The organism is Bradyrhizobium sp. 26S5, from assembly GCF_036923295.1.
GTDB classification, from domain to species: domain Bacteria; phylum Pseudomonadota; class Alphaproteobacteria; order Rhizobiales; family Xanthobacteraceae; genus Bradyrhizobium; species Bradyrhizobium septentrionale.
In genome coordinates this window covers 4853060-4875083 of the sequence record NZ_CP145948.1, presented here as the reverse complement: position 1 = coordinate 4875083, position 22024 = coordinate 4853060, and the positions used below count along the sequence as shown (strand labels likewise).

Genomic DNA, 22024 nt, shown 5'->3' with positions numbered 1-22024 from the left:
GGATGTCCCGCTCTGCAGTCGAAGAGCGGGGCCATCCAGACAGGCGGGCTGTGGGATCACCCATTCCCATAGTAGTCGTCCTTCTGTCTGCCGAGCTGCACAACGTCGACTTCAACACGCGACACACTGTCGGGTCTTGGGTCGGTCACTTCGAAAACTTCCCCGTTGTCTCTCGCGATACGACACCCCTGCGTCAGCGGCCACGGCAAAACGCCATAGCCGAAACTGAAGACAGGCTTGCGTGTCGAAACGAGTGGATAGGCGTCATGGTTTCCCATGCGTCGTCCCTCCCCGAATGCTACGGCCGTTGCCTTGGCCACATAGACGGCACGCACCCTGACCTTGCGGTCAGGGCACGGTACTGCCGGGAAGTTAGGCTTGCCGGGCTCTACGGGCGTAACCCACACGCACTCACCGAATGCGTCGTCAATTGCCGGGCTGACTTCGGTCTGCATGGCTTCCCGCCAATCGGTCGGAAACAGCATAGTCATTGCTCTAGTCTTCCTTAGTGATGCCCACCGGACGCGAAGCTAGGCTTGGTCGCATTATCGCCTGGGCCTTGCATGCTTGTTCCGAGACGGCCATTGAGCGCTACGTTGGCCGTTGCTTCGGCCCGGTGAATGATGCCTTCGAGGTAAGGCGTCGGTCTGATCTCGCCGTTGACGTTAATCGCCAGCTCGGCCGCACCGTTGACTGTGCCGGTGACGGAAACATCCTTGAAGCCCTGCGACGGCGCGACGTTGCCCTTAGCAATCGAGTCCTGCCATCCGCGACTATTGCCCGGTTGTTCGTCTGACGCGCCGAACGTGCGAAGATAATCACTAGTCGCGCCACGTCGTGCCTTCGGCCAGGAAGACGGCTGGTAGCGGTCAAAGGGACCCGAGCCGGTGAGCATGTCTTCGAACTCGGCCCCACCACCCCGCGCCAGCTCCCGGTCCATACGTGCCTGCGCATCAGCACGGATGGCCTCCCGCGCTCGCGCCGCCCGGGTATGGTCGCGCGTAACGCCTTGCGCTTCATCGTTCGTCAGCCCGTATACGACCGGCACAGCTCCCGCGACGATAGCAGCCACTCCGAACGTTTTGGACGCGAGCCCCAGGCCAGCCGCCACCCGTGAACCGGCCGCGACGCCTCCAGCGGCAGTTGCTGCTGTCCCTACGGCGCCGGTGCCCGCTGTCCGGGCTAAGGCCGCTGAAGCCAAGTTTGCATTTGCCGCCAACCCCGCAAGGCTCGACATGACCGATGCAATCGTAGCCCCAGCCGCCGTCAAGCCCGACAGCGATGCGAGCCCGGCCGAAACGCTGATAGCCTGCTTCTGCGCGTCTGAGAGCCCAGCGGTGAAGCCCGCCAACTTAGCGCCCGCCTCCGCGAGCGGCGTAAGCCACCCCTCGTTCGCCTTGACTAGCTGCTTTTCGGCGGCATCGAGCGAGGCGGTAAGCCGGTCAGCCGCAGCCGCCAAGCCTTGCATGCGCTCGTTCGCGATGTTCTGCGCAAACCCGTCGCCGTGGTTCAGCTTTTCAAGGTACTCCTGATACTGCCCAAGCGCGTTGAGCAGCATGACTGCCCGACCGCCCTGCTTGTCGCCTACCAGGGCCTGCATGTCCCGCGCAGTTGCCTTTTGAAGGATCGCGTCAAACAGTTCGCCGCCCCGTAGCGACCCTTTGGACAGGTCATACTGACGAAGAGCCGTGTCGACCAAATGCTTCTGGTCCATCTTGGACAGCTTTTCGCCGCTGGCCTCAACGGCCTCACGGACAGCAGCCGAGAAGTCCTCACGGCTCCCAAGCACGTTCCGCGACTCGTCGCTGAGCGCCGCGCTAAGGCTAGCCTTGCCCTCATCGGACATACCCTTGCCGTAGCGACGACGAAGTGAGGCGTCGATAGCGTCCGTGCTGACTGCGCCCTGGGGAGCATAATCGGCATAGTTGATGCCCATATGGGCGAATGCCTCGAAAGCCTGTTTGGTCGGTGCGAGCAGGCGGGCACCCATGGCGCGCATGAACACGCCAGACTCGTCGCCGCCCACGTTCGCCCTCTTGAGGGTCATAGCCGCCGCAAGCGCCTGTTCGGCCCCGATACCGGCTGCGGTCGACATACCGATACCGAATTTGCCAAACTGCTGGATGTCTTCCGGCGTCATCGCTCCGGCTTTAGACGCGATGGCAGCTAAGTCGGTCGACCGTGCAATCTCGCGTGAAGCGTCGGCGCGGGTGTGAAGGTGGATACCCTGCCCGAATGTGAAGCCCTCGACGATCTTTGCAGCCTCTTCTGTCTTCACGTTCAGCGCTTTGGCAAGCACGATGGCTTGCTTCGTAGCCGCTTCGGTGATCGGCGCAGAGAAGTTTCGCGTTACGAACGCTTGCTGAGCGTGCAACGTGTCTTCCGGCTTCAAGCCATAGACAGTGGCAGCTTCGATCCTCTGCCTCTCCAACAGCGCCATATCGGAGTTGCTGTAGTGCTGAATGGCTCGCTGATACCGCACGTCCCTTTCATAGGGAATGTAATCAGTGACAGCCGACTTCGCGAACTGAAAGGCCTTAGCGCCAGCCACGCCCGCCACCGTCGCACCGATAGCCGCCTGCACTTTATGGATTTTCTCAAGTGTATTGAGGTTCTGTTGCGCTGCGCTGTTGGCCTGCCTGAGCTGATTAGCTAAGTTTGCGTTGCCTCCGTTATCTTTGAAGAGCCCCTTCGCCGTCTGATCGAGCCGCTTCGTCAGCTCAAGTAGTTCGCGCAGTCGCGGCGACGCCTGATCGTTTGCGCTGATTGTCGCCGTTACGCTGGGATTGCTCATGGGAAATTAGCTCCCGCTGTTCATCTCTCGCACCTTACGCAGGTCTGCGAGCAAATCGACGTATGACATAAGCCGTCCTAACCGCATGGGGTGCAGCTCTGAAGGCTGCACCTTGTGATCCGCAATGAGGACCGCGATCAAGCGGCGGACGGTTCGGTAGGGTTGCGGTCCTGCACTCCCAACAGCACGATGTCGGTCGCCAGACTTCGAAGCTGACGGTAGTCCCGCGCGCTGAGACTCTTGAGAATGATATCGTCGACTTTCTCGACAATCATCTCCACAAGCCACTTGGTCATGACTTTGTTGTCGTAATCGAAATCGAGGCCGTCCGGCTCGCCGCTGGCACTCTTGCGGACGTGAATCTTGAACGGCTCGCCGTGGTCTACGAACGCGCCAGCGGTCGGCTCCTGAAGCGTCAACGATGTCAGCTTGCCGCTGTGAGTCGTGACAGGCTTGCTGAGAGGAAAGGTCTGGGTGGTCATCTGGGTGTTGATCCTGGATTGCAAATTACGGACTAAACGGCCCTGGGCGCGAGGCTCTGAGCGTCGACGCCTGCCTGCGCTAGCGCGCGCGAGAAGTCGCCGCCCATCGCGCTGTGTGTGTCGAGAGCGAGCTTCAGCTTTTTAAACTCGGCAGTCATGCTCCGCCCGTTCATCTCCATTGCATTGAGCCGGATTTCAGCGACGCGGCGTAGGCGGGCCGGATCGATGTCCTTGATATCGACGCGAAGGTCTTTGCCCGCGTGTCCGTTGTTCTTGTTGAACGCGTTCATGCTGCGCGCGATTTCAGCACGGCGTACTGCGCGCGGGTCGTCATTTGCAGTCAAGGTCTCTTCCGTCTGTTCGGTGTGGTTGGTCTCGACAGGCAAGCCGCGCAGGAACGCGCGCGCCTGCCCTACCGTGAGGGTTTCGGGATTCCGGCTCGCCAATAGTTCGGCTGTTGCTGCCGCACGTTCAGCCGCCTCCGGCAAGCATTCGATTGCGAGCCGCCAGCGGTGGATCGCATCGGTGAGGACATTAGCCGCCTCTGCGCTCTTGATCGCGGATGCGTCGACAATTCGATAGCCAGCCGTAATCGCCTTGCGGCGCGTCATGCGTTCACCGTTGTCCAGTACGACGACGCTCGGCGTGCCATCCAGTGGAATGGCAATCTTCTCTTTCATGGTCAGTACCTAAAGCGCCGATATGGCGCGTTCGTGGGGACGTACGGCCCAACGCGAACTGCGCGGCCAACGTTATTCCCGGATTCGCAAATGATTTCGAGGCGACGGATTTCGCGCTGCAATGTCTTTGCATCGCCGTGCTGAAATTCGAGCCACTGATCGCCGTTCCGGACCACGGCCTTCGCTTGCCCGGCAAGTAGCTGGTAGTACGCTGCGCGCAATGCCGAGAGCATGGCGCACGGGTTGTCGACCGTGGGGACAACGCCCCTACCGGATGTGCAGTTTGTCATGATCGTTGTGTCCTGCTAGGTCGACGCAGGCGCGTCGTCTTCGGCCTTCCAATCGTCCCGGTTCTTCGGCACGGGGTAAGGCAGGCCAGCCGCTTCCAATTGCTCCCGCTCGCTCTTGCGCTGAGCCAATACTTCCTCAAAGTCCAAACCACGTTCGCCGAGCTTCGCTTCGAGCGTCGACAAGCCGTTTTCGATTTCGAGAATATCGGCCTGGGCTGCCTTCAACGGGTCGGCCACTGGCTTACCTTCGCCCCGCCAAATAGCACTGCAATAGGCTTCGGGGGCCTGCCAGAAGGCCGGTGCGCCAGCCGGAAGGCGGATGCGCCCGGTCTCACACATCTCTTCCAGCCAAGCGACGAATGCAGCTTGATAGAACGGCTCAACGATTGCAGAGCGCCTGCGCTTGTTGATCCGCCACGGCAGCTCCTGCGCGAGACGTGAAGCGCTGAATGAGGTCTGCGAGTAATCGCCCGACACGTCCTCTGCTGATGAGCCCGCCGCCTTGGCGGCCTCCCGGGACAAGCTCTTGTCCAGGGCATCGTGAACAGTGTTGGGGCTCTGCGGCCGATGCAGAACGAGGCGGTCCCCCTTCATCATGTGAGTGACCACGCCCGGCTGAAGATTGACCTTGACGGTCTCATAGTATGCCGCCCGGGCCTCCGCCCATGCTTCAGGTGAAACCCCAGAGGGTGCAGGCATGTCCATAGCGTCGGCAGTCGCAAGCGACTTAAGCGCGGTATCCCGGGGGAGATCAGATTCGACCGTGGCTGCAATCATGGACTGCACCAGGGCGGCGGCTAGCCCAAACTCGCGCAGCGTCGATTTCGAATGAGCAGGCGTCAGAGCGGGTGCGAGCGGCGAGACGCCGCGAATTTGCCCCGGGGCGATCATGTCGAAGAGATGCCCAACCACTGTCCGCCCCCATGACGTCCGAGCCCTCACGAACGTTGCTTGCGGAGCGGTGTTGAAATTGCCGAGTTGGAAGGGTCTGATCCAGTAGCCTTCTACCCTGCCATTCCTGAACTGCACCCCCTGCATGATGGTTCCCCCGTTGTTGCCTTCGGCAACGCGGGTGATGCTTTGGTCGAGCTGGCGAACATCAAGCATGTTGACCTTCGTCCGTGTGACCGAACCGCCTGCCTTCTGCCCGATAATGAAGAGCGTTTCGCCAGTGAGCAAAAAGCTCTTGTATGCCGCGACCGCGAGCTGATGCAGCGAGTGGCGACCCGACGCGTCGCATTCGGCAGCAGTTTTCGCCCACTCCTGCCAAGCCGTTTCGATCTGATGCGACAACTCGCGCGCAGCGTCCTTGGAAATGCCAAGCGCACCGTAGTTGGGTCGCGAAGAGAGCGTGAGCCCGTTCCCTACCGCGTAGGTCGCAAAGCCCTCCACGAGCGCCGCAATGACCGGATTGGACATCAAGAGGTCGAGCGTGATCGAAGCGACCAATGAGCGCTCGCGGCTAATCTCACTGCCCGGAGTGCCCCAATAGGGCTGCCATCCGCCAAGGTTACCGGCAGTGAACGGCCCGGCGTCGTAACGCGCCCAAACGAGCGAAGGCTTGCCGTCCGTCCCGTCGAGAATACCCGCTCGGGCTGCTGTCACAGATTCGATGGGAGCGAGCGGCTTAATCAGCGCGTCCTTGGCAGCAGCGGCAAGTCGCTTAGGGACCACAGCGGGACGAACCCGTCCGCTTGCACCCGATGCTCGGCCAGTGCGAGCGACGCGGACGGCCCCGCGTCCTTTGATCTTCGACATATGACCTATTCCTTTACGGCAAGGCCCTGCGAGCGACGGTTCGCAGCGTTGTAGGCCTTTGCACCTTCTGCGATCTCTTTCAGCCGCGCGGCCCTCGGATCGCCGGTGATGTCGACCGTGGCCGCGTTCATGCCGCTAGGAACTTCCCGATCCAAGGCGGCAAGGTAAGGATTGGCGACAGGCGCTTCAGCAAGGATGCTTCTCGCTGTCTCAGCGTCGAGCGCCGCGACAAGTGCAAGTTTCTGCGCCATGGCAGGATTGCGCCGCGCCTCAACACTTTCCAGAATGTCTCGGATTCGCATACGTTCACTGGCGATTGCGGCGTTCGCCTCGCCGGTAACGGCAACCGGTTTCTTATATTCACGCATGGTGTAGTCACCTCATGGGTTGGGATAGAGCCGCCAATCGTTTGAGCGACTCTTCGAACGACGTTTTGGGTTGTGTAGGTGCAGGCGGCTTGTTGACTGCCGCCCGAACTTGGGGATGCCATCGCGATGGCCGTGGCGTACACAAGGCAATCGAGTGGCTCGTTTCGTCTCACGGTGCGGTGATATTCGAAGCGCGGTGCACCATTGACGACGCGAGCCCGCAACTGCTCGGATGCCAAACCGACGAAGTATTCTTCGTCCAAGTGATCCGGCAGTCGGATGTAACCTGGAGACGGCTGCTCTATCGCAAGTGCCTTTTGAACGGCGAGCTTGACCGCGTCGACCCCGACAATCAGCAACTGCATCTGACCTTTAAGTCGTCCGCCACTGACGAGAGGCATTCGGTCGAAGCCTCCCTTACCTTTAACGGCGTACGCGGAGCGCGACTTTCGGCGTTGAGATCGCACGAACTTCACGACTTGATCAGCATTGAAGCCTGAGTCGATTGCCTGAATTAGAACGGGCAACACGCGGCCATCTACGGTTCGAAAGGCGGTCTCCATCGCCGCGTCAAGCTGATGCCAGACAGCGTCACCGCTTGTGTCCCCCACCAGCTTAACGTGATTGAGAACACTGAACGTCTGATCGGCGTGGTGCCCTAAGAATGTCACTTCAAGACGATTGGACTGCACGTCGACGCCCGCGCTGACGAACACCATATCCGCACGGTACGGCGACGCGATCTGTTCGGCGCGTTGTTGTAGCTCGCTCGCAGACAATTCGACTTCGGTTGAAGCGTCATACGCCTGGGCTAAGACGGTGTTGTAGAAGACCTGTTTCGCCTCTGGCGTGGTTGCGGCTTCAAATTGCTGAACCACCGAGGCCATCGTGCTGAACAGTGAGGCCAACTCGGTTAGGTGGTAAGACCTAATGCCCCTCTCACCGGTCGCGGTGGCAATCCACCTCCCCGCTTCCACCATCGCGCGCCGCTGCGCCTCGCCGTGAACCACGCCACAGTCCGGGCAGACGTGGTGAGCGGTCTCAGGCTTACCCGGTGTCCATTTCATGTCCGCAAAATCTAACGGTCCGCTGTGAGCGCAATCCGGGCAGGCTACAAACCATTTGCGCTGGTCTCCGCGCCTGTACCAAGACTCGATTCTTGACCCCATGCGCGTCGTCGGGGTGCTGACGAGCAGGACGCGACGGCCGTTGTCCTCAAAGGTCTTGGTGCGCTTAAACGCGAGCGCAACGGGGTCGCCTTCGCCGGGAAGCGCCCCCGCGAATCTGTCCGTCTCATCCAGCAGCAAAAATCTGATTGCTCGCGCTGCAAGCTCATCGGCCTTGAAGCTCGACGCGAACGCAATCGATCCTCCCGGGAACGTCTTGAGCGACGTGCTGTCTGTGCCGCCCGCGCTACCCTTCTTCGTGCCGTATCCTGTACCAACTAGCGCCCGAAGTGCGGGAGAGCTTGCAATAAGCGGGTCTAGACGTTCTCTAACCAGCTCCTTCGAACGGTCGCCGGTTGGAGATACGTGGAGCGTGGGACCGGGGTTGCAGCCGATAATATGGCCGAGCACGGCATTGACGATAGTCGACTTGCCAGTTTGTGCTGCCCACTCCAATACAAGTACGTCTGCGTCGTCTTCCGCGAAGTAATTGAGCGGCTCGATTTGGTAGGGTGCAAGCCGCAACGGCCCCGGGCGGGCAGCCGCATTTGAGGGAAGCCGTATGTTGGTTTCTGCAAACTCACGCGGCGATATAATCGGCGGAGGACGCATAGCGCCGAGCATCGCCGACGCTAATGCGTTGTCGATCATTGTGTCTCGCTTTTAGCCGAGCGCTTCGTCGTCCAGCGCTTCAGCAAATTTTTGCTCATCAGCGAAAACGGTGAGCGTGTCTCGCATTTCGGTATCTACGATCTTCGCAATCACGCGAACATCCGTTTGGCCGATAAGCTGGGGCGCGAGTTTTCCGCCCATCGCTAACAGCGTGGTTCGCAAATCGCCGAGTATGCGGGTGTATGTTTCGGTGACACTCGCGCGGTCAATTAGCGATCCGCGCAGCCGCTCGTTTTGCAGCCGCATCTTTTCGGCGCGGTAGCGCTCCGCCTCCGCTTTCGCGGCGGCGTATTCGCTACTAGTCCCGCCCTCGCCTCTGCCGCTCGCGGCATGGCCGATTACTCGGTCATTGTCCGCCGAGCCTTTCACGATCTCGACTGCACGAGCGAAGTCCGCCTCGCAGTCCTGTTCGGTAATGTCGGCCATTGCGAGCGAGCGACGCACGGTCGCTTGATCCAGGCTCGTTTCGTCCGCGATCCTGCGGATAATGCCTCTTGGCCGTCCCATGGTCGTTCTCTGCTATCGAAAACGTGAATGTTTTCAGTAAAAATAGTGCGGCGGTGCACCGCTCGGCGGGCGCGAGGGGTGCCCGGGAGGGACCCAAGCGCCCCTGCGGCAGCTCGCCATGGCGCATTGTGGTTACGTTCGGGACCTACGGGGCGAACGTGTGCGCGCCACGCCCGATAAGGCGTCGTCTCACTCCCGCTCCTGCCGGACGCGGCGCGCTAATCGTCGCGAGCGTGTCGATATCGCTCTAACGACGGTGTTGACTAATCGCCTGTGTCGGCGGGCGGGCTGTAAGGCAAGCCTTCGGCGAGAAGCTGTTTCTGTATCTCTTGCGGCAACCGCTGAGCTACTTGCGCATTGGCTTCTTTCTGCCATGCCAGTCGTGCCGCCCCGTTGTCCTGGGCCATCGCGGTGGACGGCTGCTCGGCATAGATTCCTTTCACCGGCAAACGCTCGCGACCACGTCGGATCGCGACGAACTTGCCGCCATTGGCGCGGATTACGAAGGCCTTTGCCACGTCGAGAGAAGAGCTGCCGCCGCCCGTCAGCCTGAACGTGCTCGCATGCAAGCCGCCGCGACGGCTGACGGTTGCGCCTTCCGTGTTCAGAATGCCGATACGCAGTTTGTTCGCTGTGAACGACGCGCTCAGATCAGATTGCGTGGTGCGCCGCACCTTCGTAACACCGGGGCGGATGCGAGCGACAGAGACGCCCGCGTCTTTTGCAATCACTTCGAGCGCGACCTTACGCGCGGCCGTTGCTGATCGGTCGACAGCTCGACGAATTGCGTTGCGAATACCGCGCGTGCTCAATTCTCGAGCCCATCGCTCAAGTGAGGTGGCGTCGACATTAACTTGTAGCATTGTCATCGTAATTATCCCCAACACAGCTCATTGTGAGTTGCGATCACCTGCGACCGTTGCTAACAGCGCGGCTCTACTGATTTGGAGTGGGTAAGTTGAAGCGCGCAAAGACGACGAAGAAGAAGAAGACTGTTTCCCGTCGCGAGTGGACCGCGACGGATGTGCGGACCCTGAAGAAGCATTCGAAGGCTCGCACGCCCGTCGCTAAGGTCTGCAAGGAACTGAAGCGCACTATCGGTGCGGTGCGGGTCAAAGCCTCGCAGCTCGGTATAGGCGTGGGTCACCAACGCTAGAGCGCCGTGGGCGGCTGCCACCTCGTGGGCTCTACCGACTGCCGCATGGTGGACTCAGCCCGCTCGCACTGCTCGACCATGCGAGCGACGGGCGATCCCGGATCGACGCTAGGAATGGTGTGGCGGATCGCGTCGAATGTGGCAGCGGCTTGATTGAGCGTATCGGCGAACTGATTGAGCAGCGCCGCAATGGCAGGATCAGTCATCGACGTTTTCCGCATTGATCGCGTCGCATGCGAAGGCCTTGGTTCCGTCGCCTGTGCGCAGGAAGTTGACGGCGGGCTGTGTGGTCGGGCCAGTGCCGTCGAACGAAAGGCAGGTCGCTTTCCCCTGCCCGATCAGCGACGCGAATAGAGCCATAAGCGTCTCGGTGGACTCGGCGATACGTTCGGCGGCTGCGGCGATCCGGCCCAGGCGAGCATCTTCGGACAGCGCAAGCAATTCGGTCAGACCGATGGTATGATCGGGTTGGGTAGTCATGACGGCGGTTTCCCCTCGGGAGACGGGTGAATGACCGGGGACGGCCGCGCGAACCGGGGGATGTGGTCCGCGCGGCTCCCGAAAGGAAGGGCTCGTGCACCCGCCGTACGCGGCCCTCACCATAAGGAGAGCGCTCGCCAAAAAACGTGCATCTCCCGGAATGTAGGTGCTAAGTCGTTGTAACCAGCCGATATTCGAGCAAACTATTGGAGCGCTTCAGCCGCGCGGTAGGGCTCAAAACGTGAATTGCCCTCAACAATCTGAACCACCCCTGTCGGGGCTGCACCCACCGGGAACGCCCATGTCGCCTGTCGGATACCTACACGAATGATGAGTCTTAAATCGAACAATACGATGCCGCCAACTATCGGAAATGATTTCTCCGCACACCGCCTAATCTCATCAAAATCGATTGTCGCCTCTAAACGTCCATCTTCAACAGCTCGGCCGGTCCCTGTCGCCGTTATAGATGCAAGTCTGACCGGTCGTTGATTGAGTCCAGTTACATTGTGAATTGAGCTCAACTGATGCAGATCATTCTCAATAATGAATACGCTAGCGTCGGGAATAGCACTGCTCATAAGGCCGTCAGCTAGCAAGCAGAGCGCGCGAATGTACGCTCCCTGCTCAGCGTCCGTTAATTGTAAAATGTCGGGTCCATCCGCAATCGTGAGCGTCGTTCCCAAAACCGAGAAGCTACCCTTGTGAATGATCTTGTTTCGAAACCGAGCCAAGGCGCTGTAGAGCGCCCAGAACGTATCCGACAACGCCCCTCGGTTTACAAATCCCGGAGGCTCGCACAGGCGGGCTGTGCGCTTCATCCTTTCGTATTCCTGAATCTTCGCCTGAAACCGCCATGCTGTGGAGCCATTCGCACGCAATACCCACTCTACGATCATGTCCTGCAACTTGAACGCCGCAGAGAAAGCCAGCGGCCGTAATCGAGATAAGGCGGATCGAACGGCCTCATCGCCGGACGCGACACCAACCATCAGCAGCCTGACATCTCCCCGGAGAGACCCGTCTTCGTTTCTGGCAGCCGAGAGATCGATTTCCAAGCGCGCCGCCGCTTCGCTCTGGTTAAACAGTACTGATCGAACAAACTCTAACGCGTCACGCTCGTACTGAATGAGAGAGGCTAGTTCGCTCCCGCTCCCCGCGAATACGGTCATGTCGAAAATCCCTTACCGCCAAACCGCCTAGGTTCCTACCTTCACGTCCACTTGTGGCACCCGCGTGTCTTATAGACACGCGGGGAATGCCACAAAACGGGATGGACCGACTTGTGGCACCTGCCACAAAGTGCCACGGGGTGCCACAGAATTGCAGAAACCCGCTATTTTGCTGGGTTTCTAGTGCCGCACGCCTTGTGGCAGTTCGTGGCACTTTCTCTGGAATATGCTGTGGCACTTCTTGTGGCACTCCCGAAGTGCCACAGTAGAGTGCCACAACTCCCGACTACCTCAAATAGTACTTTGAGCCCCGGACTGAGAGACGTTCAGCCTCAACGGCCGACTGAACGACCCGCGAAACGTCTTTCCGGTGCAGAGGCGCGAACGGCTTACCGTCAAGGGTGGCGTAATTCGTGCGGCTTGCGTTCAGCAAGGTTGTCAGCCGCACGAGCGTCAGCCCGATTTCATTCGTGGCTTCGTCTTCGGCTAGCGAAGCCCTCGCGACTTCTTCGCCCGCGACCTCGATTAGCCTCTCGACACGGTCTTCTCGTTTGTCCCCGCGCTTGATCAGTGAGGCTTCTTCCCGATCGTCCACAGCGATATCTAGTCCCTCGCCTACGGTGGTCGGGCGAATGATGCAGCTCGTCACGTCCTCACCGTCGCCGTCCTTGCCAATGACGACCTCCACAAGCTTGAATCTGATCGACTGAGCCTTAGAGGCGTCACGCATCTTCTCGACACTGATAGTTGAGCCGCCCTTCCCCTCTTCGGCGAGCAGTGTGTAGTCCACCGCGCCCAGGATCGCCGATGATCCGCGCATACCTTTCGACACATCCTTACCGCTGTGGTGAACGACAAGGACGGCACAATCCAGCGCCGTCGCGACCTTCCGCAACCGCTCACACACCACGCCCATGTCCTTGTCGCTACTCCCATCCGCTCCCGTTGTCGCCGCTGCAAGGGTATCGACGATGATCAACCGCACCGGCTGCCCGCTGTCTGCCTCGCATTTGCGAGCCTCGGCGATCAGCTTGTCGGCGGCCTTCGGGTCCTTGAACAGATTGGGGACATTGTTCATTAGAGCCACGTCGCCGCCGCTCGTGTCGTTGTTATCGGCCCAGGCCTTGGCGCGTCCGCTCATTCCTTCGGCACCTTCCGCATAGCAGTATAGCACATCGCCGCCTGCGATCTTGCGGTCGAACCAATCCCGCCCGCGTCGAGCGTGACTCGCTAGGTCGAAGACTACGAAGCTCTTGCCAACGTTCGGCAGCCCATACAGCGCGCCAACGCTGTTGAGCGGGATCAATCGTTTGACGAGCCACCGAATGGGCTTGTAGTTCGCCACAAGGTCGCTTGCGCGAATGTGAGACGGGCGCTTGTGGCCAGTCTCACCACCTTCGTCTTCCACGGGTTCAAACGCGCTGCCGTCGCTCGGCTTGGAAACGTGCGCGGGATTAAGCTTCGCCCGCGCGAACTCGCGAGCAAGTTGCCGGTCGTCGTACTCGCCTGCCCCCGCCCACTCCTCGCAAAATGCCGCGTAGTCATTGACGGTCAGCTCGGGATACGCTCCGACAAGGAATGTCGCAGCCTTCATCCTATTCGCAGAGCGGTCATCGCTCGGGTGATCATAAAAGAAATCGAAGTCGGGTCGACACTGCCGAATGTAATCGAGCGGGAATTTACCGACTGTTGAGTCGAACAGCGACAAGAACCCGTCTCGCTCCCCCACGCCAAGCTCCTCAATGAGCCCCTTAACCACGGGATCGCTATCATTAAGCGGCGCAGATTCACTGTCAGGCTGAGTGCCGATAAGCTCCACGATGTAGTCCGGCAGCGTCGGCAGCTTGCCGCCGACGACCGCGCGAACGAAGTTCTGCTTGTCTGCCTGGGTGCCGTAGGTCGCACCGTCTTCGCGGATAGACCCCGGAGCCACGAATTGCCCGCCCGTGCCGCGCACGTCGGTGCCGCAGTTCTTCTTGAGCAGGCCAGCGCGATTGGAGAACTTGCCTTCCGGATCGCCGAACACGAAGTGCTCGCCGCCGCTCTTGGTCGGATTGATTGCAATCCCCGCAGGCAGTCCGCCGCGCTCAGCAAACAGCATGCGCAATTTGCGCGGGCCGTCATCTTTCAGGTCAGCGTCCAGCACAACCAACTTCGACGGGCCGCACGAAATGGACGGCACCGCGTTAGGGAACTTGCGCCAAAGCTTAACGAGCGTAGCGTCGTCCTTGGTTGCGCCGACGTGAGCAGGCTCAACGCCGTGCTTCTCGACGTACTCGTCAATCGCGGTCTCGCGCTCTTCCTTCGAAAGCGACGTGTCGGCGCGGTTATACCGGGGCACGAGGGGAATTTTTCCATCACTAGGAAAGACGTAGAGTCCAGCCTGCGCGAAGAAACGCGCGTTCTTGCGGTTCGTGCTCTGCCGCGCGCCTGTAGTGTCCGCTTCGGGTCGTGCAGTAGTAGGTTTATTCACTTAGGCGGCTTTCTTGTTGGTGGGCTTCTGAGTGCAGCGCTTGGCGAGTTCTGCGAGCGACGGGGGAACATTAGGCCTCGTCGGGGCGAACCTTTCCCCCGTTCCGACATGTTTCCGAATGAGCCGTTGGCACTCGCGTGAATCATACCGACATCTCGCGGCTCTGCGCTGCTGATCGTTGCCGAACAGCGCCTTCAGCCGCTCCACTTCGCGATCAGCTATCCAGTCGTCCCGTTCCTGCGGTTTCATCTGGCTGAGCGTTTCGAATGTGCGGACATCGAATAGGCCTAGCTCGGCTAGCTTCTTCCAACGCGAGCGCGGGATCATATGCGTCGACTTATCTTTGACGCCTGACTCGCTCAGCGCGCTTGCCATCGCCTCGCGGGCAATTGCGTGAGCAACTTCGATTTTGAGGCTCAATGCTGCGAGCCGGATGCCTTCGCGAATGCCTTCAACATCAAAACGGCTTCCGCGAATGGCCCGCTCTATGTCGATCTCGCGCCATCTCGCTTTACGAGCTTCCCGAATGGTCAGTTGACGTTCGGAGGCGATCACCGCGAGCGCAAACTCGAAGCTGCCGTTTCCTATCTTCGTGTATACGGCCGACGTGCTGCAACCGATGGCAACTGCCAGTTCCGGGATTGTCTTTATTCCGAGCGCATCGCTGATCTTCCCCCGAAAAAATGGACAAGGTTAAGCTGCTTTTAGCTCCATCTCGATCGGACTGACATAGCCGATGGCGGAGTGACGACGAGTTCGATTGTAGAAGCCTTCAATGTAAGCAAAGATATCACGTGTGGCCTCTGCGCGTGTTGCATAGTGAGTGTGGTAGACGAGCTCGATTTTGAGCGTGTGAAAGAAGCTCTCCATTGGAGCATTGTCATAGCAGTCGGCCTTGCGGCTCATCGATGCCCTCAAGCCGGCAGATTGCACGACCTTGCGGTATTCCGCCGATGCGTATTGGACGCCGCGATCGGAATGATGGATCAGACCGGCGCCAGGCCGCTGCGCTGAGACGGCCATCCGCAAGGCTGCCAGCGGCAGCTCGGCACGCAAATGATCCGCCATCGCCCAGCCGACGATCCTGCGGCTGTACAAATCCATGACGGTGGCCAGATAGAGCCAACCCTGATCGGTCTCGATGTAGGTGATATCGGCGAGCCAGATCCGGTTCGGCGCAGTGGCGGTGAAGTTGCGCTCGAGCAGGTTCGCCGCGATCGGGAGGTCATGACGGCTATCGGTCGTCCGCACCCGGCGAGGCCGTGCCATGATGGCCCTGATACCGTGATGGCGCATCAGCCGCTCGATGCGGCCACGGCTCGCCCCGCGGCCCTGGGCCTTCAATTCGACATGGATACGCGGGCTGCCGTAGCGTCCGTTTGTCTCGCGATGGACGCGCTTGATGTCGTCGACAAGCTCACGGTTGGCGACCGATCGCTGGCTCTCCGGCCGGGAGCGCCAAGCATAATAGCCGGCCGGCGAGACACCGAGCACGTCGCACAGGATCGTCACAGGATAGTCGGCGCGGCGATCTTCGATGAAGCGGAATCTCATTTCGGCCCCCCAGCAAAGATCGCGATCGACTTTTTTAAAATGTCGCGCTCCATGCGCAGCCGCTCGTTCTCTCGCTGCAGACGAGCGATCTCCGCCGCGTGGTCCGCCGACGGCAGCGTCGCTTGCGTTGTGGGGCGCCGCGCCGCAGCCGTCGGCTCTCGCCCAGTTCCACGTAGTTCCACCCAGCGCCGCAAAACTGAATCGCGCAGGCCAAGTTCCTTGGCCACCGATCCGATCGAGCGGCCACTCGAAGCGACCAGATCGACCGCTTGCCGCTTATAGTCGTCCGTAAACGACCTACGCTGACGTCCTTCCATCCAACACCTCTCCTGGCTCTTCGAGCCTACTACAGGTGTCCATCAATTCGGAGGAGGTTCATCGCAGTCGGACTTGATGGTGAAGGCGAGAAAGTCGACGTGATACTGTGACCGCGCGTCGGCGAGGAGCAAAAGCCCCGCGTCAATGCGTGCGAGCAACTGGTTTTGGTTGCAGGGCTCGGCGAAGCTGCTGCAATGTTTCGCGAACTCGACGGTGTACGCACGCGAAGCGTCAATTTCTGCTTCGATGCTAGTGCTCGACTTCATCTCGCTCCCCTTGTTCGCCGAGATGGTCAGCCAATTAGATTCATCCGTCGCGTTTCGCGGCATCATGGACCGCTTCCGATTTGACATAATGTCGTCGCTCGGAACGGGCTTGTCGTCTGAGCCTAAGCGGTTGCCATTCTTGTCGTAGCCCGCCTTGGCGAGTTCATTATCGGCATCAAGAGCAAGGGCTTCTGACGCGGTGGCGGCTCGGGTGAGCGCTTCTTTACGTTCGATCTCGCCTTCGTTGGCGAGCGCTTCGCGATTGTCGAATAGCGCAGATTGAATGCTAGTCATGGGTCCCCCAGGCGCGTGGCTTAGGAGCGCGCGTCGGGCTGTGCGGCGCGTTCGAACAGTGCGGCCTCTTTGGCGAGTACGTCGGCGCGACGCCAAAGCATCTTGCCGCCGAACTTGACTGCCTGCGGGAGATGGCCGGACGCCATCGCGTTGTAGATAAATGTCCTGCTCGCCGGTCGACTGCCGCTCCCGTAGCGCGCACGGAGATCGGACATCGTGAGTAGGTCAGACATAGGCAGACTCCTTCGTTTGGGCGCGCGGGTACGCACGCCACATTGGGGTTGTGGACGGTAGGCCGTTCAGATGGCCTGTGAGTGGATCGGGGCCAGCGCTCTGGCCCCGCAGTTTGATCGCACAGAAAGACGATCTACGTCTATTAAAGGGGCATCAGGTCGGTTCCGGTCAACGCCGAGTGCCAAAGCCGAGTGCCAACATGGGCTGAGCCGATCAGCTTCATGCTTCCGCCCCGTCCTAGTATCGATCGGACAACGAAAATCTAAAGTAGGAAAATGCACCCGCGCCCCCATGCCACCAAACCGCTGCACATGGGGATAAACGCCCGTCCGTATGGGCTGTTACGGGCGTCTCTGTCATTCGGCCTGCAATATTGACCCCCTAAGCCGGGGGATCGGCGTCCAAAATTGACCCCCTACAGATTGGTCTGTTGCGCTGCCTGCTTTGGAACGAAGCAGGTGGTGGGGGATGCTGATCGTGGAGACGATTGCCCGGATCCGGCGCGAGCACTTCATCAAGGGCAAGACAATCAAGGAGATCGCCCGTGACCTGAAGGTGTCGCGGAACACGGTCCGGAAGGTGCTGAGGTCGGGAGAGACCTCCTTCGAGTACGAGCGGCAGGTGCAGCCGCGGCCAAAGCTGGGACGATGGGCAGTAGAGCTTGACGGATTGCTGGCGGCGAACGCGGCCAAATCGGCTCGTGAACAGCTGACGTTGATCCGGATCTTCGAAGAGCTGCGCGGCCGCGGCTATGACGGCGGTTACGATGCGGTGCGGCGTTACGCCAGGCGGTGGAGCAAAGAACGCGGGCAATCGACCGCGGCCGCTTATGTCCCGCTGAGCTTTGCCCCAGGCGAAGCCTATCAGTTCGACTGGAGCCACGAGGTGGTCTTGCTGAGCGGCACCACGGTAATGGTGAAGGCCGCCCATGTCCGGCTCTGCCACAGCCGCATGCTGTTCGTGCGGGCCTATCCGCGGGAGACGCAGGAGATGGTGTTCGACGCCCACGACCGGGCGTTCGCCCTGTTCAAAGGTACCTGCACCCGCGGCATCTACGACAACATGAAGACTGCCGTAGAGACGATCTTCGTCGGTAAAGGGCGTCTCTACAATCGCCGCTTCCTGCAGATGTGCAGCCACTATCTGGTCGATCCGGTCGCCTGCACGCCAGCGTCGGGCTGGGAGAAGGGGCAGGTCGAGAACCAGGTCGGGCTGGTCAGGGAACGCTTCTTCACGCCGCGGCTGCGGTTCAAAAACCTCGACGAGTTAAACGCCTGGCTGCTCGACAAATGCATCGCCTACGCCAAGGCTCATCGCCATCCGGAGCTGGTCGATCAGACGATCTGGGAAGTGTTCGAAGCCGAACGCCCCAAACTCGTTCCCTATGCCGGCCGCTTCGACGGCTTCCATGCGGTGACGGCATCGGTCTCGAAGACCTGCCTGGTGCGCTTCGACAACAACAAGTACTCGGTCGCAGCCAGCGCAGTCGGACGACCGGTCGAGGTTCAAGCCTATGCCGATCGCATCGTGATCCGTCAGGATGGATGCATCGTTGCCGAGCACCCGCGATCCTTTGGCCGCGGCGATACCGTCTACGACCCCTGGCATTATGTGCCGGTGCTCGCCCGCAAACCCGGCGCCTTGCGCAACGGTGCTCCCTTCAAAGACTGGGTGCTGCCGGCCGCGATCGAGCGGATCCGGCGCAAGCTTGCCAGCACCGACGATGGCAATCGGCAGATGGTCGACATCCTCAACGCGGTGCTGACTGACGGTCTGCCCGCGGTGGAAGCGGCCTGTGCCGAAGCGCTCGGTCATGGCGTCCATTCCGCCGATGTCGTGCTCAATATCCTGGCCCGTCAACGTGAACCCGCCCCACCGGCCAACATCATGACGCCGGCCGCACTGACGCTCCGTCATGCACCGATCGCCGATTGTGCCCGCTACGACAACCTCCGGAGGACCATCTGATGGAACGAACCCAAATCTTCGACCTCATGGGCGAACTGAAGCTCTACGGCATGAAGGCCGCCTTCGACGAGATCATGGCAACCGCCGTCAAGCGCCAGCACGAACCTCAGCGCATTGTCGGCGACCTGCTCAACGCCGAGATCAACGAGAAGCAAGCAAGGTCGATCAAATACCAGCTCACCATTGCCAAGCTGCCGCTTGCCAAGGACATCGCCGACTTCCAGTTCGACGGCACGCCGATCAATCAGACGCTCGTCAATGATCTCGCTGGCGGCGGCTTCATCGCCCAACAACGCAACGTCGTGCTGGTTGGCGGAACCGGCACAGGCAAGACCCACCTGGCCATTGCCATCGCCAGAAGCTGCATCCGATCCGGTGCCCGCGGCCGCTTCTTCAACGTAGTCGACCTCGTCAATCGCCTCGAGACCGAGACCCGCAACGGACGGCAAGGACGGCTCGCCGAGCATCTGACCCGGATGGACTTCATCGTGCTGGATGAACTCGGCTATTTGCCCTTCGCCCAGTCCGGTGGACAGCTTCTCTTCCACCTCGTCAGCCGGCTCTATGAGCGGGCCTCCATCATCGTGACCACCAATCTCGCCTTCGGCGAATGGCCGAGCGTGTTCGGCGACGCCAAAATGACCACCGCGCTGCTCGACCGATTGACCCATCACTGCGACATCGTCGAGACCGGCAACGACAGCTGGCGATTCAAGAGCCGAGACGACGATCACGCCACCCGCGCTCGTCTCGCCTCCGCTATCCCGGCCAGCTCCGACGAGACGAGCGCTACCAGCAAACCCCGCCGCACGAAGGGGTCAAAATTGGACGCCGATGAGGGGTCAAATTTGCAGGCCGATTGACACCCATGGCGGGCACCACCGGAGGACGCTCTATGAGGCTGCCATGTCGCAAGTCCGTCGCTTAGCACTTCCGCTTTCAATGGTCGGCGATGGACGTGCCTCACGATCCAACCTGAACCGCCGCACGCCTTTAGATGCTGCCGATCATTCAGCAAATGCCCGAATCTCCACCATCGCACGGTCCGACAGACCGAGCGCTTTAAACTGCTCGAACAGCGCTCGATTTAACTCTGCATCCGTCATTCGCGCGAATGCTCCGGACTGGTCAATCTCATGTCTGTGCACAAGAAGTCCCGCAATCTTCGCGGCCAGCTTCAACCCGCTTATGGCAGCATCCAGATTGGGCTTGAAGATCCCGGTCGCGTCGCCGTCCCGGTCGTAAACCGGAAGCCCGCGGATAGATAAATCAATTACATGCTTTAGTCGGAGAATGATCCACTCTTCCGTAAGTGCGGCACGCTGTACGCCGATTTCTCTTGCCTTCGCCTCACTATGGGCGCGCTCCTCTACGATTTCTCGCACTCGGGCTTCAATCGACGGTCGTCTGCAAAGCCTACTCGCATTCGCGGGCTTGTAGACGTAGCCGGCCGCCCGGTACGCCTCGGCTTGGCTCTTACCGGAGGCAAGTGCATTGGCGACAATTTCGTGCTTCGGCTTTTGCAGTGTCGGCACGATTGGACCCTTTGGTGTTATCTAGCCTTATCACAAATTTAGCCGGGTTTGTCTTCACGACTTGCCGTCATGGGGTTGCTCATTCTCGACCTGACTTGTCTCACAGGAAACACCGGCCTGTTCGCGCCCGTCAGTGACCACTCAACACCAGCGTCTGGATCGGCAGCAGCAGCGCCTGGATCCGAAGCAGCAATGCATGAACGAGTGCGGTCGCGTCGACGACGTGCAGGGCAAACCCCTTCAACGCGCCGGTTTTCGGATCGGCGATCACGTCATGGTTGCTGGTGTAGGCATTGACGATGCAACTGCTGCCTGGTGTCACGCCGTCAAGGCCGCCCTTGTAGAGCGGCTCAAGGAACACGAGGATCGAACCAGGCTTTTGCAGGCTCTGCGGGTCGATCAACAGCTCGGTGGCCCGAAACTGGCCGGCGGCGATGAAATCCTGCACGCTGGTGACGACCAGCGGAATGATCACCCAGGGTTTCGAGATGCACGTGGCTTCCGCGACCATGCCGGGCTTCATGACCTGGGCCTCGATCTGCCCGAACCCTGCCTGCAAGCTGTTCCGGCCCGCTTCGTCCGGTATCAGGATTCCGGCCGGCCGCATGATCTGGGCGACGAGATCCCCGGGGCGAACGAGGAATTGCTCGACACGGCCATCGACGCCGGCCCGGATGAACGTCTTGTCGAGATCCACTTGCGCCTGCGCCTGCGCGGCCTCGGCACTTGCCTTCTCGGCCGGCAGGAGCGTAGTGACGCGCAACGTCGCCGATTGCTTGACGGCGTTGGCCGCATCGACGCCGGACTGCCGCTGATCAACCAGAACCTGCAGCTTCTCGATGTCGCGTTGCGGCACAATGCCGGGATTGCGGCGCTGCAATTCACTCTTCACATCCAGCTCGTCCTTGGCTTGCTGCAAGGAGGCTTTCGCCTCCCCTGTCTGAGCGTCCGCCTTGACGACATCGGCCTGCGCAGAGATCAGCGACGCATCCACCTCGGCGATCTTTCGCCTGGCGGTCTCCAGCGCAGCCTCCTGGCTCGAACCATCGAGCCGGAACAGGACGTCACCCTTCTTTACCGATTGGGTGAAGGCGACATTGACCTCGGCGACGCGGCCGGAGCCTTCGGGCAGGATCGGCACGGTCCTGAAGTAGATCGCCGCGGCGGTTGTCGAGGGATGAAAGTAGAAGATCATCGTGATCAGTGAGATCGTGAGCATCAGGCAGCTGGTGATGCCCCACCTCAGCTCGTACCAGATGGAGAAGAACGTGATCTCCTTGCCGAACCGCTTGCCTTGCCGATAGCGGCGGTAGAGGTAATCCGGCAGGATCGTCACCAGCGAGCAGATCATCAGCTCAAGCATGGTTGTGCACCTCTTGCTTCGCGGGCGTCCGGACGTCGGGACTGCCGCCAGATACGGATTCGGCTTCCGGTTCGGCAGCGGGCGCGCCCGGCGTGGCGTCGGCTATGCGCTCGACGGAATCGGCAATGCTGCGCATCGGCGTGCCGAAATCCGGCAGGTCGATGAGTGCCAGCAGCAGGCCGGCGACCCAGAAGATATGCATGTGGGTGAAAAGCGATATCAGGCCGAGGACGGCGACGATCTCAAACTGCAGCTTCTGGGACTTGTGCGCCATGCGCTCCGGCAGGCTGTGCAGCTTCCAGTAAAGGGTGCCAACCCATAAGACTGTAGCTACAAGGAAAATGCCCATCACCACCATCAGGGTGTCCGCCCCGTCGGCGCCGGGAATGAAGAACGGCAGATGATGGGGGGCTGCCGGATGCATCTGTTCGCTCAATTTTCAACTCCCTTCCGGGCGCTGGCGCTTTCGCAGCCGTGCCTGGCACCGTGCCTTC

At 60.4% G+C, this 22024-nt stretch carries 22 protein-coding genes and 1 pseudogene; 3 read left to right on the top strand and 20 right to left on the bottom strand.

Annotation, left to right across the window (positions count from 1 at the left end):
• Positions 1-56: 56 nt before the first annotated feature.
• The 9 genes from V5279_RS22585 to V5279_RS22545 form a co-directional block, all read right to left on the bottom strand.
• A complete protein-coding gene (locus V5279_RS22585) occupies positions 57-491 on the bottom strand; it encodes a hypothetical protein (protein WP_338687770.1) in 435 nt (144 codons plus the stop codon).
• Between the two features lie 14 nt (positions 492-505).
• A complete protein-coding gene (locus V5279_RS22580) occupies positions 506-2794 on the bottom strand; it encodes a phage tail tape measure protein (protein ID WP_338687767.1) in 2289 nt (762 codons plus the stop codon).
• A gap of 137 nt (positions 2795-2931) precedes the next feature.
• The gene (locus V5279_RS22575; RefSeq protein ID WP_338687765.1) at positions 2932-3276 is read right to left on the bottom strand and encodes a hypothetical protein; all 345 of its coding nucleotides are present in this window, start codon (positions 3274-3276) and stop codon (positions 2932-2934) included.
• A 32-nt stretch (positions 3277-3308) separates the two neighbouring features.
• Positions 3309-3956 (bottom strand): hypothetical protein, encoded by a 648-nt coding sequence (locus V5279_RS22570; RefSeq protein WP_338687763.1) that lies wholly within the window; start codon positions 3954-3956, stop codon positions 3309-3311.
• A gap of 305 nt (positions 3957-4261) precedes the next feature.
• On the bottom strand, positions 4262-6004 hold the full coding sequence (locus V5279_RS22565) for a phage portal protein (RefSeq protein WP_338687761.1): 1743 nt from the start codon (positions 6002-6004) through the stop codon (positions 4262-4264).
• A gap of 5 nt (positions 6005-6009) precedes the next feature.
• A complete protein-coding gene (locus tag V5279_RS22560; protein ID WP_338687758.1) occupies positions 6010-6135 on the bottom strand; it encodes a hypothetical protein in 126 nt (41 codons plus the stop codon).
• Positions 6132-8189: a phage terminase large subunit family protein gene (locus V5279_RS22555; protein WP_338687755.1), complete on the bottom strand. Its 2058-nt coding sequence runs from the start codon at positions 8187-8189 to the stop codon at positions 6132-6134. Before V5279_RS22555 ends, V5279_RS22560 begins: the two co-directional genes overlap by 4 nt.
• A gap of 12 nt (positions 8190-8201) precedes the next feature.
• A complete protein-coding gene (locus tag V5279_RS22550) occupies positions 8202-8717 on the bottom strand; it encodes a hypothetical protein (RefSeq protein WP_338687753.1) in 516 nt (171 codons plus the stop codon).
• A 263-nt stretch (positions 8718-8980) separates the two neighbouring features.
• The gene (locus tag V5279_RS22545) at positions 8981-9586 is read right to left on the bottom strand and encodes a phage tail protein (protein WP_338687751.1); all 606 of its coding nucleotides are present in this window, start codon (positions 9584-9586) and stop codon (positions 8981-8983) included.
• An 80-nt stretch (positions 9587-9666) separates the two neighbouring features.
• On the opposite strand from V5279_RS22545, the gene V5279_RS22540 reads away from it, so the two are divergent.
• Positions 9667-9873 (top strand): hypothetical protein, encoded by a 207-nt coding sequence (locus V5279_RS22540; protein WP_338687749.1) that lies wholly within the window; start codon positions 9667-9669, stop codon positions 9871-9873.
• Here the strand turns inward: V5279_RS22540 and V5279_RS22535 are convergent.
• From V5279_RS22535 to V5279_RS22500, 8 genes are all read right to left on the bottom strand, one after another.
• The gene (locus tag V5279_RS22535; RefSeq protein ID WP_338687747.1) at positions 9870-10079 is read right to left on the bottom strand and encodes a hypothetical protein; all 210 of its coding nucleotides are present in this window, start codon (positions 10077-10079) and stop codon (positions 9870-9872) included. The genes V5279_RS22540 and V5279_RS22535 overlap by 4 nt on opposite strands.
• Complete coding sequence (locus V5279_RS22530) at positions 10072-10353, bottom strand: hypothetical protein (protein WP_338687744.1); 282 nt, start codon at positions 10351-10353, stop codon at positions 10072-10074. Before V5279_RS22530 ends, V5279_RS22535 begins: the two co-directional genes overlap by 8 nt.
• Positions 10354-10556: 203 nt before the next feature.
• Positions 10557-11525: a hypothetical protein gene (locus V5279_RS22525; protein ID WP_338687741.1), complete on the bottom strand. Its 969-nt coding sequence runs from the start codon at positions 11523-11525 to the stop codon at positions 10557-10559.
• A gap of 286 nt (positions 11526-11811) precedes the next feature.
• Positions 11812-13998, bottom strand: a complete 2187-nt coding sequence (locus tag V5279_RS22520; protein ID WP_338687739.1) for an AAA family ATPase — start codon at positions 13996-13998, stop codon at positions 11812-11814.
• A complete protein-coding gene (locus V5279_RS22515; protein WP_338687737.1) occupies positions 13999-14553 on the bottom strand; it encodes a hypothetical protein in 555 nt (184 codons plus the stop codon). It abuts the gene before it with no gap.
• A gap of 138 nt (positions 14554-14691) precedes the next feature.
• Positions 14692-15869 (bottom strand): IS3 family transposase gene (locus V5279_RS22510; RefSeq protein WP_414645828.1). Its coding sequence is split into 2 segments (ribosomal slippage): positions 14692-15578 and positions 15578-15869, totalling 1179 coding nucleotides; the frame shifts between segments, so codons are not numbered across the junction.
• A 42-nt stretch (positions 15870-15911) separates the two neighbouring features.
• Positions 15912-16430, bottom strand: coding sequence for a hypothetical protein (locus V5279_RS22505; protein ID WP_338687729.1), 519 nt, complete (start codon positions 16428-16430; stop codon positions 15912-15914).
• A 20-nt stretch (positions 16431-16450) separates the two neighbouring features.
• The gene (locus tag V5279_RS22500) at positions 16451-16663 is read right to left on the bottom strand and encodes a hypothetical protein (protein WP_338687726.1); all 213 of its coding nucleotides are present in this window, start codon (positions 16661-16663) and stop codon (positions 16451-16453) included.
• Between the two features lie 469 nt (positions 16664-17132).
• Here V5279_RS22500 and istA point away from each other — a divergent pair.
• Positions 17133-18623, top strand: a pseudogene (istA, locus tag V5279_RS22495) (IS21 family transposase); the annotation flags it as partial.
• An 8-nt stretch (positions 18624-18631) separates the two neighbouring features.
• A complete protein-coding gene (gene istB, locus V5279_RS22490; RefSeq protein WP_338687724.1) occupies positions 18632-19495 on the top strand; it encodes an IS21-like element helper ATPase IstB in 864 nt (287 codons plus the stop codon).
• A 144-nt stretch (positions 19496-19639) separates the two neighbouring features.
• Here the strand turns inward: istB and V5279_RS22485 are convergent, their stop codons facing one another.
• From V5279_RS22485 to V5279_RS22475, 3 genes are all read right to left on the bottom strand, one after another.
• Complete coding sequence (locus V5279_RS22485; RefSeq protein WP_338687719.1) at positions 19640-20167, bottom strand: hypothetical protein; 528 nt, start codon at positions 20165-20167, stop codon at positions 19640-19642.
• Positions 20168-20297: 130 nt separating this feature from the next.
• Complete coding sequence (locus V5279_RS22480; RefSeq protein ID WP_338687716.1) at positions 20298-21530, bottom strand: HlyD family secretion protein; 1233 nt, start codon at positions 21528-21530, stop codon at positions 20298-20300.
• Positions 21523-21966, bottom strand: coding sequence for a hypothetical protein (locus tag V5279_RS22475; protein ID WP_338687713.1), 444 nt, complete (start codon positions 21964-21966; stop codon positions 21523-21525). The genes V5279_RS22480 and V5279_RS22475 overlap by 8 nt, the downstream gene beginning before the upstream one ends.
• Positions 21967-22024: the final 58 nt, after the last annotated feature.